At 69.4% G+C, this 13,636-nt stretch carries 13 protein-coding genes; 11 read left to right on the top strand and 2 right to left on the bottom strand.

The window, feature by feature from the left end; genetic code table 11:
- Positions 1–45: 45 nt before the first annotated feature.
- From relA to lolD, 3 genes are all read left to right on the top strand, one after another.
- Positions 46–2,253, top strand: a complete 2,208-nt coding sequence (gene relA, locus HUS23_14115; GenBank protein QKT04865.1) for a GTP diphosphokinase — start codon at positions 46–48, stop codon at positions 2,251–2,253.
- A gap of 120 nt (positions 2,254–2,373) precedes the next feature.
- A complete protein-coding gene (locus HUS23_14110) occupies positions 2,374–3,618 on the top strand; it encodes a lipoprotein-releasing ABC transporter permease subunit (GenBank protein QKT04864.1) in 1,245 nt (414 codons plus the stop codon).
- Entirely contained in the window at positions 3,611–4,336 is a 726-nt protein-coding gene (gene lolD / locus HUS23_14105; protein ID QKT04863.1) for a lipoprotein-releasing ABC transporter ATP-binding protein LolD, read from the top strand. The genes HUS23_14110 and lolD overlap by 8 nt, the downstream gene beginning before the upstream one ends.
- Before the next feature lie 158 nt (positions 4,337–4,494).
- Here the strand turns inward: lolD and HUS23_14100 are convergent, their stop codons facing one another.
- On the bottom strand, positions 4,495–5,043 hold the full coding sequence (locus tag HUS23_14100; GenBank protein QKT04862.1) for a DUF2062 domain-containing protein: 549 nt from the start codon (positions 5,041–5,043) through the stop codon (positions 4,495–4,497).
- 66 nt (positions 5,044–5,109) lie between these two features.
- On the opposite strand from HUS23_14100, the gene HUS23_14095 reads away from it, so the two are divergent.
- The 8 genes from HUS23_14095 to kdsB all read left to right on the top strand — a co-directional run bounded on the left by HUS23_14095 (position 5,110) and on the right by kdsB (position 13,344).
- Positions 5,110–7,263 (top strand): ComEC/Rec2 family competence protein, encoded by a 2,154-nt coding sequence (locus tag HUS23_14095; GenBank protein QKT04861.1) that lies wholly within the window; start codon positions 5,110–5,112, stop codon positions 7,261–7,263.
- Between the two features lie 213 nt (positions 7,264–7,476).
- Complete coding sequence (locus tag HUS23_14090; GenBank protein QKT04860.1) at positions 7,477–8,112, top strand: MotA/TolQ/ExbB proton channel family protein; 636 nt, start codon at positions 7,477–7,479, stop codon at positions 8,110–8,112.
- The gene (locus tag HUS23_14085; protein ID QKT04859.1) at positions 8,109–8,528 is read left to right on the top strand and encodes a biopolymer transporter ExbD; all 420 of its coding nucleotides are present in this window, start codon (positions 8,109–8,111) and stop codon (positions 8,526–8,528) included. Before HUS23_14090 ends, HUS23_14085 begins: the two co-directional genes overlap by 4 nt.
- A 3-nt stretch (positions 8,529–8,531) precedes the next feature.
- Entirely contained in the window at positions 8,532–10,292 is a 1,761-nt protein-coding gene (gene msbA, locus HUS23_14080; GenBank protein QKT04858.1) for a lipid A export permease/ATP-binding protein MsbA, read from the top strand.
- A complete protein-coding gene (locus tag HUS23_14075; GenBank protein ID QKT04857.1) occupies positions 10,279–11,421 on the top strand; it encodes a hypothetical protein in 1,143 nt (380 codons plus the stop codon). The genes msbA and HUS23_14075 overlap by 14 nt, the downstream gene beginning before the upstream one ends.
- Positions 11,415–12,395: a tetraacyldisaccharide 4'-kinase gene (locus HUS23_14070; protein ID QKT05102.1), complete on the top strand. Its 981-nt coding sequence runs from the start codon at positions 11,415–11,417 to the stop codon at positions 12,393–12,395. Before HUS23_14075 ends, HUS23_14070 begins: the two co-directional genes overlap by 7 nt.
- The gene (locus HUS23_14065) at positions 12,388–12,567 is read left to right on the top strand and encodes a Trm112 family protein (GenBank protein QKT04856.1); all 180 of its coding nucleotides are present in this window, start codon (positions 12,388–12,390) and stop codon (positions 12,565–12,567) included. Before HUS23_14070 ends, HUS23_14065 begins: the two co-directional genes overlap by 8 nt.
- Entirely contained in the window at positions 12,568–13,344 is a 777-nt protein-coding gene (kdsB, locus tag HUS23_14060) for a 3-deoxy-manno-octulosonate cytidylyltransferase (GenBank protein ID QKT04855.1), read from the top strand.
- Here the strand turns inward: kdsB and HUS23_14055 are convergent.
- Positions 13,328–13,585, bottom strand: coding sequence for a hypothetical protein (locus tag HUS23_14055; protein QKT04854.1), 258 nt, complete (start codon positions 13,583–13,585; stop codon positions 13,328–13,330). The two genes, kdsB and HUS23_14055, sit on opposite strands and share 17 nt — an antisense overlap.
- Positions 13,586–13,636 lie beyond the last annotated feature (51 nt).

The following is a 13,636-nucleotide window of genomic DNA, read 5'->3' as shown; positions in this document are numbered from 1 at the left end:
TGTTGGCGTCACGTTTTGCAGGCCGCCATCACAACGGCCTCGAATATGGTTTACGTAGAATCCAACGCCCCCGATCCCGCGCTGCCGCTGGAGGAGGGGACTGCTAGCTGGCTCAACTCGCTCGCGGCGCACCTGGACGATACGGGCACCGCGCTGGTGGCGCGTGCGCTGCACCTCGCGCTGCGCGGCCACGATGGGCAAACCCGTGCCTCCGGCGAGCCCTACATCCACCATGCCCTGGCCGTGGCCGACATTCTGGTCGGCCTGCGTCTCGACGCCGAGGCGGTGGCCGCCGCCATCCTGCACGACGTGGTCGAGGACACCCCGCACACGCTGGCGGACGTGGAGGCGGCCTGCGGCGCACCGGTGGCACGCCTGGTCGACGGTCTGACCAAGATGCGCAGCATCGGGGCGTACGAGGCGCCCGAGCGCGGGCTCAGCAAGAAGGACCGCGCCCAGGCGGAGAGCCTGCGCAAGCTGCTGCTCGCCATGGCGCAGGATGTGCGCGTCGTGCTCATCAAGCTGGCCGACCGCCTGCACAACATGCGCACGCTGGACCACCTACCCCCCGAGAAGCGCCGGCGCATCGCGCGCGAGACGCTGGAGATCTACGCCCCGCTGGCCAATCGGCTCGGCATCTGGCAGATCAAGTGGGAGCTCGAGGACCTCGCGTTTCGGCACCTGGAGCCGGAGACCTACCGGCAGATCGCCCGCTTCCTGGACGAGCGGCGGGTGGACCGCGAGCGCTACATCGCGCGGGTCACCGCGGACTTGGACCAGGCCCTGCGCGCCGCCGGCATCGAGGCCGCGGTCAAGGGCCGCCCCAAGCATCTGTACAGCATCTGGAAGAAGATGCGCCGCAAGGGTGTGCAGCTCGACAAGATCTTCGACATCCGCGCGGTGCGCCTGCTGGTGCCCGAAGTGGCCGACTGCTACGCGGCGCTGGGGGTGGTGCACACGCTGTGGCCGCACATCCCCAAGGAGTTCGACGACTATATCGCCACGCCCAAGGAGAACCGCTACCAGTCCATCCACACGGCGGTGGTCGGCCCCGAGGGGAAGGTGCTGGAGGTGCAGATCCGCACCTTCGAGATGGACCGGCAGGCCGAATTGGGCGTCGCGGCGCACTGGCGCTACAAGGAGGGCGGCGGGCGCGACACGGGCTTCGAACAGAAGGTCGCGTGGCTACGGCAACTGCTGGACTGGAAGGAGGAGGAGAGCGACGCCGGCGACTTCATCGACCGCTTCAAGTCCGAGGTCTTCCAGGACCGCGTCTACGTGCTCACCCCGCGCGGGCAGGTGGTCGATCTGCCGCAGGGGGCCACGCCGCTCGACTTCGCCTACCACATCCACACCGAGGTCGGGCATCGCTGCCGCGGCGCCAAGGTCAACGGGCGCATGGTGTCGCTGAACCACGAGCTCAAGAGCGGCGATCAGGTGGAGGTGCTCACCACCCGCCAGGGCGGCCCCAGCCGCGATTGGCTGAATCCGCAGCTGGGCTACCTCAAGACCTCGCGCGCACTCTCGCGCGCCCGCCAGTGGTTCAAGGCGCAGGACCACGACAAGAACCTGGCCGAAGGGCGTGTGGCGCTGGACCGGGAGCTGCGCCGCCTCGGCGCGGGCGACTTCGCCCTGGAGCGGCTCGCCAAGGAGCTCGACTTCCCCGGTATCGAGGAACTGCTGGTGGGCGTCGGGCGCGGCGACGTGACGCCGGCTCAGATCGCCGGGGCGGTGCAGCGCCTGCTGCCGCCCGCGCCGCCGAGCGCCGCGCCCACGCCCACCCGCCGCCGGCGTGCCATGCCCGAGGGCGACATCACCGTGCTGGGCGTGGGCAATCTCGTCACCCAGTTCGCGCGCTGCTGCCGGCCGGTGCTAGGCGACCCGATCGTGGGGTACATCACCCGCGGGCGGGGCGTGACCATCCACCGCCGCGACTGCCGCAACATCCTCAAGATGGGCGACGAGCGGCGCGCGCGCCTCATCGAGGTGGAGTGGGGCCATGTGCGCGAGGGAATGTATCCGGTGGAGATCGAGATCCGCGCCATCGACCGCCACGGTCTGCTGCGCGACGTGACCACCGTGCTCGCCAACGAAAAGACCAACGTGTTGGCGGTGAACACCTCCACGGACCGCGCCGACCACACCGCGCGCATAACGGTGACCATGGAGATCGCCGACATCGATCAGCTCAGTCGCGTGTTGGGCCGCATCAACCAGCTCCCCAACGTGCAGGAGGTGCGCCGGCGCGGCTGAGCGCCGGGTGCCCCGGCAGACTATTTCCCGTCGGCCTGCTACAGTGCCGCGTCCCCCACAAACGCCGCTTCCGGCCTTTCCGACAAGCGCCACTCCCGGCCTTATGGTTTAATTCAGCCCATGTTCAAACCCCTGGAACTGTTCGTCGGCCTGCGCTACACACGCGCCAAGCGCCGCAACCACTTCATCTCCTTCATTTCGTTGATCTCCATCGCCGGTATCGCGCTGGGGGTGACGGCGCTGATCACCGTCTTGTCGGTGATGAACGGCTTCGAGCGCGAGTTGCGCGAGCGCATCCTCGGTATGGCCTCGCACGCCACCATCAGCCAGTTCGGCGAGCCGCTGCGCGATTGGGAAGGCGTCGCCCGCCAGGCGGCGGCCCATCCGCGCGTGCTGGGTACCGCGCCCTACATCCGCGGTGAGGGCATGCTGATCCAGGGGCAGCACGTCACCGGCACCCTGGTGCGCGGCGTGCTGCCGCAGCGCGAGGGCGAGGTCTCGGAGGTCGGCAACAACATGATCGACGGCCGACTCCAGGACCTGCGGGCGGGCGATTACGGCATCGTGCTCGGGCGTGCGCTGGCCTCCAGCCTGGGCGTGGGCGTGGGGGATCGCGTCACGCTGGTCACGCCGACCGCGAACGTCACGCCGGCCGGGGTGATGCCGCGCCTGAAGCGCTTCACCGTCGTGGGGCTGTTCGAAGTCGGCATGTACGAGTACGACAGCGCCATGGCATTCCTGCATCTGCAGGACGCCGCCACGCTGTTTCGTGTCGACGGCGTCTCCGGCCTGCGCCTGAAGCTCGACGACCTGTTCGCCGCGCCGCGCATCAGTCGCGAACTGGTGCAGGAGCTGCCGGGCTTTTATTCGGTGACCGACTGGACCCAGCTGCACGCCAACTTCTTCCGCGCCATCCGCACCGAGAAGACGGTGATGTTCATCATCCTGTTCCTGATCGTCGCGGTGGCCGCCTTCAACATCGTCTCCACCCTGGTCATGGTGGTCACCGACAAGAAGAGCGACATCGCCATCCTGCGCACGCTGGGGGCCAGTCCGGCGAGCATCATGGGCATCTTCATGGTGCAGGGCACGTTGATCGGCGTGGTGGGCACGCTGCTCGGGCTCGCCGGCGGCATCACGCTTGCGCTCAACGTGGAGACCCTCGTGCCGCTCATCGAGCAGGCGCTGAACATGCAGTTCCTGCCGGCCGACGTGTACTACATCTCCGATCTGCCCTCGGAGATCCGCACCCCCGACGTAGCGCGTATCGGCGTGCTCGCCTTCCTGCTGACCGTGGTCGCCACCATCTACCCGGCGTGGCGCGCCGCCCGCACCCAGCCCGCGGAGGCCCTGCGCTATGAGTGACCCCGTCATCGCCTGCGAACGTCTCGGCAAGACCTTCGTGCAGGGGGACCTGCGTGTACCCGTGCTGCACGACGTTTCGCTGCGTGTGGCGCGTGGCGAACGCATCGCCATCGTCGGGGCCTCGGGCTCGGGCAAGAGCACGCTGCTGCAACTGCTGGGCGGCCTCGATCGCCCGACGGAAGGGCAGGTGTGGGTGGACGGTCAGGACTTGGCCGCGCTCGGTGAGGCGGCGCGCGGGCGGCTGCGCAACGCGGCGCTGGGTTTCGTGTACCAGTTCCACCACCTGCTGGCCGAGTTCAGCGCGCTGGAGAACGTGTGCATGCCCTTGCTGATCCGGGGGATGAGCCCGGCGGCGGCGCGCGGCGAGGCCGAGCCATTGCTCGAGCGGGTGGGGCTGGGGCACCGCATGCAGCACAAGCCCGGCGAGCTGTCCGGCGGCGAGCGCCAGCGCGCCGCGCTGGCCCGCGCCCTGGTCACGCGTCCGCGTTGCGTGCTGGCCGACGAGCCCACCGGTAATCTGGACCAGCGCACCGCGGAGCAGGTCTACCAGTTGATGCTGGAACTGAACACCGAGCTCGGCACCAGCTTCGTGATCGTGACCCACGACCCCGGTCTCGCCGCGCGCATGGACCGCATCCTCGGCCTGACCGACGGCGTGCTGCGTCCGTTCGCGCCCGAGGAAGTGGCCCTGGCCGCCAGCCAGGTTGCGGAGAATTGAGAAGGTCTGCATGAATCCGTCCTTGATTTCTCAGACCACGCCCCGCGCCAGGCGGGGTGTTCGCGGGGCTTCGTTATCAACGGCCGCCGGCCGTCGATAACGGCGGCACATCCCCGTGCCGCGGGAAGCTCTAAGTCCGTAGAATTTACCTTAGGAGGCTATGATAAGTCTCTGTAACTACGTGCGCGTCGCAGAGCGCGCGCGCGCACGCGGCGGCGGTGGTGCGCCGCCACGTTCAGGCGCCAGACGATGCGCACCGCAATATTGCCGAGCACCGCCGCGACCACCGCCACCACGAAACACCCCAGCAGAAAGGGCTGCCAGATCGCCAGCATGGTGGTGGACAGCCATTCCCACGAGAGCTGAAAGCGCACCTGTCGTTCCGGGCGCCCCAGCAGCCAAGTACCGACCTGGTAGCAGAACCAGAACATGGCGGGCATGGTGAACGGGTTGCTGACCCACACCAGGGCCACCGAAATCGGTAGGTTGACGCGGAAGATCATCGCGCCGAGCGCCGCCAACACCATCTGGAACGGGACCGGCACGAAGGCCATGAACAGGCCCACGCTGAACGCGCCCGACACGGAGCGGCGATGCAGATGCCACAGGTTCGGGTCGTGCAGCCAGTCCCCTAGCCAACGTAAATGTTTGTGTTCCTTGAACGACCGATGGTCGGGCAGGTAACGCTTCAGTAACCGTCGCGGCATAGTCGGAGCGTAGCAAAGGGGTAAAATGCGGCGCCGATTATCCACGTTTTATTGGCCAACGTCCCTATGCGCGCAGCGGCTTTCGCATTTCTGCTCGGGGTGGTGCTGCTCCAGCTCATGCCCGGCCTACCAGCGCCGTACTGGCTGCTGCTGGCGCTCGTCCTCCTGCCTCTGGCCGCGTGGCGTCCGACGCGCGTGCCGAGCGCCGCGCTCGCGGGGTTCCTGTGGGCCCTGCTGCACGCCCACCTCGCGCTCGCCGACCGACTGCCGCCGTCACTCGATGGCGCGGTGCTGAGCGTGGAGGGGCAGGTGGCCGCCCTCCCGGTACAGACCTCGCGCGGCGTGCATTTCCTGCTGGACCTCACCCACGCCGAGCCGGGGAGCGCCGCGCTGCCGAGCCGCCTGCGGGTGAGTTGGTACGGGGCCGATACGCCGGTCGTGCGGGTCGGCGAGAGTTGGCGCATGGAGGTGCGGCTTGCGCGCCCGCGGTCGCCGGTCGGCGCGAGCGGGTTCGATCACGCGGGCTGGATGCTGCGTGAGGGTATCGGCGGCGGCGCGACGGTGGTGGGCATGCGTGCCGCCCGGGTCGCCGCCGCCGAGGGATACCCGGTCCAGCGCCTGCGCGAACGGCTTGCAGTGGCGCAGCAGGAGGCACTTGCCGGCCATCCGGCGCAGGGCCTGGTGAGTGCGCTCGCGATCGGCGAGCGCCAGGCCATCACCGCGGCGCAGTGGGACATGCTCCGGCGCACCGGCACCTCGCACCTGATGGCCATCTCGGGCCTGCACATCGGACTGGTGGCCGCGCTCGCCTTCTGGTTGGGGCGGCGCGGGTGGCCCCTCTGGCCGGGGGCCGCGTCCCGGCTGCCTGCGCCGTACGCCGGCGCGGGGCTCGCCTTCTTCGCCGCACTGGCCTACGCCGCCTTGGCGGGCTTCGCGATCCCTACCCAGCGCGCCCTCATCATGGTCGTGGTGGCCCTGTTCGGCATCCTCGCCGCGCGCCGCATCGGGCTCAGCCAGACGCTCGCGCTCGCCCTGCTGGCCGTGCTGCTGTGGGACCCCTTCGCGGTGCTGTCGCCGGGGTTCTGGCTGTCCTTCGCGGCGGTGGCGTTGATCATGTACGGCCTCGGCAACCGGCCGCGGGCGCGCGGCCTGTGGTGGACCTGGGGGCGCGTGCAGTGGGTGGTGGGGCTCGGCCTGCTGCCCCTGACGCTGGCCTGGTTTAACACCGGCAGCCTGATCTCACCGTTGGCCAACCTGCTGGCGGTCCCGTGGGTAAGCTTCGTGGTGGTGCCGTTGACGCTGGCCGGTACGGCGACGCTGCTGTGGCTGCCCGCCGTGGGCGAGGCGCTGCTCGCCCTTGCCGCCCACAGCCTGACGCCGCTGGTCTGGCTGTTGACACAGTTGGCGTCCTGGTCGGGCGCCGCCTGGTCGCCTTTGGCACCGCCCGCGTGGACCTTGGCGGCCGCGGCGGTGGGGGCGGCGTGGCTGTTGGCGCCCCGCGGCGTGCCGGCCCGCTGGTTGGGAGTCCTATGGTTGCTGCCGCTGGCGGCGCTGGCGGGGGAGCGGCCCGGCGTAGGGGAAGCCTGGATAACGGCGATCAGCAATGGGCAAGGCACCGCCGTGAGCGTCGTCACTGCCCGCCACCGCCTGCTGTACACGGGCGGCGCGCATGATCCGGCCCTGCTCGAACGCCTGGGTGGCGGCACGCCGCTGCGCCCCGACCTTTACGTGCACGCGCGCGGGGAGGCGCCGAATGCGGCGCCCGCGCAGCACCTGGCCCCCGCGGACTGCGCCACAGGGCGGGCGTGGGTCTGGGACGAGGTGCGGTTCTCGCTGCTGCCGCATCCCGGCTGCGTGTTGCTCGTGGAGGCGGGCGGGCGCCGCCTCTTGTTGGCGGAGGCGCTGACCCCGGCGGGGCAGCGCGAGTTGCTGCATCTCGGGCGTTCGCTGCGTGCCGAGGTGCTGCTGGCCCCGCGGGGGCGCGGACGCGACTTGCTCAACCCCTTGTTCATCGAATCCGTCGCCGCGCGCCACGTACTCATCCACGACCGTCTGCATCCGGAGGTGGCGGCGCGCTACCAAGCCCAAGGCGGGGTGTTTTGGCCACTGGCCCGGCACGGCCATGTACGCGTGCGGCTGAACGGCGAGCCGCTGCTGCCTGAGGTCCGCGCGCCGGGACGGCGCTATTGGCACGACGCCGCCTTGTCGACCGATCTGTAGGGTCGACCGATCTGTAGGGTCGACCGATCTGTAGGGCCGAGCGACCGGTAGGGGCCGACCGGGGCGCCGGATCTGTCGGGCCGTTTCTTTTCGCCTCTAACGCTCTCTGTTAAAGTACGACGCCGCCAAGGAGTTGAAGGCACGAGCACCCCCAAAGCGCGCGCGGCGAGGCGCGCGGTCTTTCCCGGTCCATTCAAGTCAAGGTCGTGCACCGTGTTCGAAATGCTACAAGCGGGCGGATGGTTGATGGTGCCCATCATCCTCAGCTCGATCATCGCCTTGGGAATCGTCATCGAGCGCGTGTGGAGCCTGCGCCGCTCGCGCGTGACGCCGCAGCACCTGGTGGCCCAGATCTGGCACTGGCACAAGAAGGAACAACTGACCCCCGAGCGCGTGCGCGCGCTGCGCGAAGGCTCTCCCCTCGGCCGCGTGCTCGCCGCCGGTCTGGTGAACCAACACCACAGCCGCGAGATCATGAAGGAGAGCATCGAGGACACCGGCCGCCAGGTGGTCCTCGAACTCGAGCGGTATCTGAACACGCTCGGCACCATCGCGGCGATCACGCCGCTGCTTGGTCTGCTAGGCACGGTGATCGGCATGATCAAGGTGTTCACCGCCATTACCGCGCAGGGCATCGGCAACCCGGGCGTGCTGGCGGGCGGTATCTCCGAGGCGCTGCTGACCACCGCGGCCGGTCTGGCGGTGGCGATTCCGAGCCTGATGTTCTACCGCTACTTCCGCGGGCGCGTGGACGAGCTGGTGCTGATCATGGAAGAGGAGGCGCTGAAGATGGTGGAGGTGATGCACGGCGAACGCGAGAGTGAGATCGCGGAGGAAGCGCTGCCGTGAACCTGCGCCGCGCGCGCCCCAACGATCCCGAGATCAACCTCACGCCGTTGATCGACGTGGTGTTCCTGCTGCTGATCTTTTTCATGGTCTCGACCACCTTCGTGCGCGAAGCCGAGGTGAGCGTCGACCTGCCGCAGGCGTCGGCGCAGGGCGCGCCGCCCGAGGAACAAGCGATCCTGGAGATCACCATCGACGCGCAAGGTCAGTATTACGTGAACGGCAACGCGGTGGCCGGCGGGCAGATCGCCACCTTGCGGCGCGCGCTGCGCGAGGCGGCGGGCGATGCCGAGTCACCGCGCCTGGTGATCAGCGCCGATCGCAACACGCCCCATCAGGCGGTCATCACCGCCATGGATGCGGCCCGCCAGGTCGGCTTCGTGCGCCTGACCTTCGCCACGCAACAGAGTGACGAGTAAGCCTTGAACGAGCAGCCGCGGCGGGAGACCGGAACACGCATCTATCGGCGTCTGCTGGGCTACGTCTTCCCCACGTATTGGAAGGCCTTTGCCGTGGCGGTGGCGGCCATGGGCATCACCGCCGCGACCGAACCGGCTTTCGCCTGGCTGATGCGTCCCATGCTCGACGGCAGCTTCGTCGAGCAGGACCCCAATGCGATCCGTTACGTGCCCATCGCCCTGATCGGCGTGTTCGTGCTGCGCGGTATCGGCGAGTTTCTGTCCACCTTCTGGATGAAGTGGGTGGCGCGCCGGGTAATCAAAGACCTGCGCAGCCAGATGTTCAGCCATCTGCTGCGGCTGCCGACCGGCTATTACGATCGGGTCTCCTCCGGCCAGCTGCTGTCCAAGGTGATCTACGACGTGGAGCAGGTGGCGGGCGCGGCGAGCAACGCCATCACCGTGCTCATCAAGGACACCCTGACGGTAATCGGGCTGTTCGCGTTGATGTTCTACCTCAGCACCCGCTTGACGCTGACCTTTCTGATCATCGCGCCGTTCATGGCCCTGATCGTGGTCTACGTGAGCCGGCGCTTCCGGCGCCTGAGCAAGCGCATCCAGGCCTCCATGGGCGGGGTGAGTCATGCCTCGGAGGAGGTCATCGAGGGTCAACGCGTCATCAAGATCTTCGGCGGCCAGCGCCACGAGAGCGACCAGTTCGAGCGCATCAACGAGCAGAACCGCCGCCAGCACATGAAGCACACGGTGACCAACGCCATCAGCGTGCCGCTGACGCAGTTCATCGTGGCCGGCGCCGTGGCGCTGATCGTGTTCGTGGCCACCCGGCCCGGCATGCTGGAGGTGATCACGGTCGGTACCTTCGTGTCCTTCATGACCGCGATGCTGCTCCTGATGCAGCCGGTGCGCCGGCTGACCACCATCAACGCCACCCTGCAGCAGGGCATCGCCGCGGCGCAGAGCGTGTTCGAGTTCCTCGACCACCATCAAGAGGTGGACACCGGCACCAAGCGCCTCGCGCGGGCCCGCGGTGAGGTGGAGTACCGCGGGGTGGAATTCGCCTACGACCCGGACAAGGGGAAGGTGCTGCACGGCATCGACCTGCATATCCGGCCGGGACAGACGGTGGCCTTCGTGGGCCGCTCCGGCAGCGGCAAGTCGACGCTGGTGAATCTGCTGCCGCGCTTTTACGACCTGCAACAGGGCCGGATCCTGCTCGACGGCCACGACGTGCGCGAGCTGACGCTGGCCAGCCTGCGCCAGCAGATCGCCTTGGTAAGCCAGCACGTCACCCTGTTCAACGACACCATCGCGCACAACATCGCTTACGGCAGCCTGGAGCGCGCGACCCCGGCCGACATCGAGCGCGCGGCCGAGGCCGCCCACGCCCTGGAGTTCATCCGCCGGTTGCCGGAGGGGCTCGATACGCCGGTGGGGGAGAACGGGGTGCTGCTGTCCGGCGGCCAACGCCAGCGCCTGGCCATCGCCCGCGCGCTGCTCAAGGACGCGCCGGTGCTGATCCTGGACGAAGCGACCTCGGCCCTGGACACGGAGTCGGAGCGCTATATTCAGGCGGGGCTCGAGGCCTTGATGCAGAACCGCACCACGCTGGTGATCGCCCACCGGCTGTCGACCATCGAGAGGGCCGACCAGATCGTAGTGATGGACGGCGGGCGGATCATCGAGGTCGGCCGCCACGATGAACTCCTGGCCGCCGACGGCTACTACGCCCGCTTGCACGCCATGCAGTTCAATGAAGCCACTTGAGGGCTACGGCGAGAACCCGCTGGCGCTCGCTTATCACGGCCTGCGCGATCGCCTCGCCGGGCGCCACGGGCGCGCCAATGCCCGGCGCGGCTACCTGCGCCCGCCCGCCGGCAGCGGCCGCGTGGTGTGGCTGCAGGCCGGCCATACCCCGCACTCGGTACTGCTGAGCGCCGAACTGCTGGCCGCCCTGCGCGAGCGGCGCCAGGACATACGCCTGGTGCTCACCTTCGAAGAGGAATACCCCGAGCTCATCAAGCCGCGCCTGCGCGGCGGCAAGATCGGGCTGGGCTACGGCCCGTGTGCGACGGCGCGCGCCTTGGACCGAACCGTCGAACGCCTGGAGCCGCTGGGCGTGCTGTGCATCGGCCGACCCGTTGCGCGCCATCTGGCGGCGCTGGCCGCCACGCGTGGGATCCACCTGGTGGCGGTGGACACGCTGCCCGATGCCAACCTGCAAGCCCCGATCGAAGCGGCGTATCCCAGCGACGGCGCGCAGGCCTCGGTCTGGACGAGCCATGCGCGGTACGTCGCGCCACCGGCCGACCCCATGACCATCCTCACCCCCGCGCAGGTGGAGCCCACCTTCGGCGCCTTGGTACGCGGCGCGCGGGAGCCGCGCCTGCTGTGGGTGCACGGCGGCTTGGCGCATGTGCGCGCCGCGCTCGCCGCCTGGCGGCGGTCGCCGCCGCATGGCGAGAGCGTGCTGTTCGTCTCGCTGGCGGAGGAGGCGCCGTGGCCCGATGCCCCGGCGCCGTTGAGTGGCTGGCAGCGTGAGGCCGTCGCGCCGGGCACGGTGCTGTACGTGGATGCGCCCCGCTGGCTGCCGGCGGTGGCCGCGTCGGCGGATGCGGTTTACCTGGAGACCCCGAGCCGGGCGGTGCTGTGGCATGCCCTGGCGGGCGGCGCGCCCGTCTGGCTCGCCGGCGGTGCCCAAAGTGTTCTCGAGCGTCTCGCGATCGATTTGCCCGTGCGCGACCCGCCGGCCTTTTTTGCCGAACTGCCGGCCGCGCTCGCGGCGCCGCAGCAACTACGCCCCCTGGCCGACGCCGGTAGGCGGGCTTTCTGGCAGGCGCGGCGCCAGGCCGGGCAGGTGGTCGAGGAATTGCTGCAGCGGGTGTACGACTGGTGAAGGGCGCACCCGCCTGGTGGTATACACCCCATCCGCTCGGTCTGCTGCTCCGGCCGCTCGGCTGGCTGTACTGCGCCCTGGCGCAGCTGCGCGCCGCGCTGTACCGCGCCGGCCTGCGGGCCCGCACCCGGCTGCCGGTGCCGGTCATCGTGGTCGGCAACATCAGCGTGGGGGGGACGGGCAAGACCCCGCTGGTGATCTGGCTGGCGCACTGGCTGCAGGCGCAAGGCTATCGGCCCGGCATCGTCAGCCGGGGGTACGGCGGCGCGGCCGGTAGCTGGCCGCAGCAGGTGCGCCCCGACAGCGACCCCACCATGGTCGGCGACGAGCCGGTACTGATCGCCCAGCGCACCGGCTGCCCCATGGCAGTCGGCCCCGACCGGGTGGCGGCCGCGCGCGCCCTGCTCGAGTACCACAACTGCGACATTCTGGTTTCAGACGACGGCTTGCAGCACTATCGGCTCGGGCGCGACATCGAGATTGCGGTACTCGATGGAGTGCGTCGGCTGGGCAACGGACAGTGCCTGCCCGCCGGGCCGCTGCGCGAGCCGCCCGCGCGCCTGCAGCGCGTCGACTGCGTGGTGGTGAACGGCACCGCGGGGGCAGGGGAGTACGCCATGCAGTTGCAGCCCGCGGCGGCCCGCCACCTGCAAGATGACGCACGCACCTTTCCGTTGACGGAGCTGAACGGCCAGGCGGTGGACGCGGTGGCGGGCATCGGCCATCCGGCGCGTTTCTTCGACCTGCTGCGCCGGCTCGGCGCGCAGCCGCGCGAACACGCCTTCCCCGACCACCACCGCTACCGCGCCGACGATCTCGTCCTCGCGGGCCCGGTCATCATGACCGAGAAGGATGCGGTAAAATGCCGACGCTACGCGCGTGAGGATCACTGGTACCTGCCGGTCGAAGCCCGCCTCGATGCGGCATTCGAGGCGCGACTCAGCGCCCTGCTGAAGGAGCTAGCTCGTGGATAAGAAACTGTTGGACATCCTTGCGTGCCCGATTTGCAAGGGACCCTTGGTGCTGAAGAAGGAGAGCCAGGAGCTGATCTGCCGCGCCGACCGACTGGCGTACCCGATCCGGGACGACATCCCGGTGATGCTCGAGCAGGAGGCCCGGCGGCTCACGCCTGAGGAGAAGATCTAGGTGCGCTTTCGCGTGCTGATCCCGGCGCGACTCGCATCCACGCGCCTGCCGCGCAAACCGCTGGTGCCGCTGGCCGGGCGGCCGATGATTCAGCACGTGATGGAACGCGCCGCGGCAAGCGGCGCGCACGAGGTGCTGGTGGCCACCGACGACGAGACCATCGTCCGCGCGGTGGAGGCCTTCGGCGGCCGTGCGCTGCTCACCGCGGACACGCACTTGAGCGGCACGGACCGCTTGGCCGAGGTCAGCGCGCGGCTGGGCTTCGCCGAGCAGGACATCGTGGTCAACCTGCAGGGCGACGAGCCGCTGATGCCGCCCGAGCTGATCGCCCAGGTCGCGCAGGCGCTGGCGGACGCACCGCAGGCCGAGGTGGCCACCGCGGCGGCGCCCTTGACCAGCGTCGAGGAACTGTTCGATCCGAACACGGTCAAGGTGGTTTGTAACGCCGCCGGCGATGCCCTGTACTTCAGCCGCGCGGCGATCCCCTGGGCCCGCGAGGCCTTCGCCGCCGGGCCGCCGCGCGCGCTGCCGGAGCAGGGCGGTTACCGCCGCCACATCGGCTTGTATGCCTACCGCGCGGGATACCTGGCGCGCTTCGTCCGCCTGACGCCGGCGCCGCTGGAGCGCATGGAGAGTCTGGAGCAGCTGCGCGTGCTGTGGCACGGCGGACGCATCCGCGTGGTCGAAGCGCACGCCGTCCCCCCGGCCGGCGTCGACACCCCGGCCGACGTGGCGCGGGTGGAGGCGCTGCTGGCCGCGACTACGGCGCGAGCTTGAGCGCCAGGAACTCCGCGTGCGGCGCACCGTGCTCGTCGCATACGGGTACTGTGTAGGTGTGCGGCACACGCCGATGCGCCTCGCCGAAGCGATTGGCCTGAATCACGGCATCATCGCCCTGCAGGATGAGGGTCGGGCCGTCGTCGAGCACCTCGATGATCTGGCAGTCCTGGCCCTGGTGGCGTACGCGTCGGCCGATGAGGATGCGCAAGCGGGCGGGGTTGAGGTCGTCGAACGTCATAGTGAGCGGTGGCAAGGGTCGTACCGGTGAGCTTATCACTGTCCGCGTGCC

This window comes from Ectothiorhodospiraceae bacterium 2226 (genome assembly GCA_013348725.1).
Classification (GTDB): domain Bacteria; phylum Pseudomonadota; class Gammaproteobacteria.
This window is presented reverse-complemented; position numbering and strand designations above follow the sequence as displayed.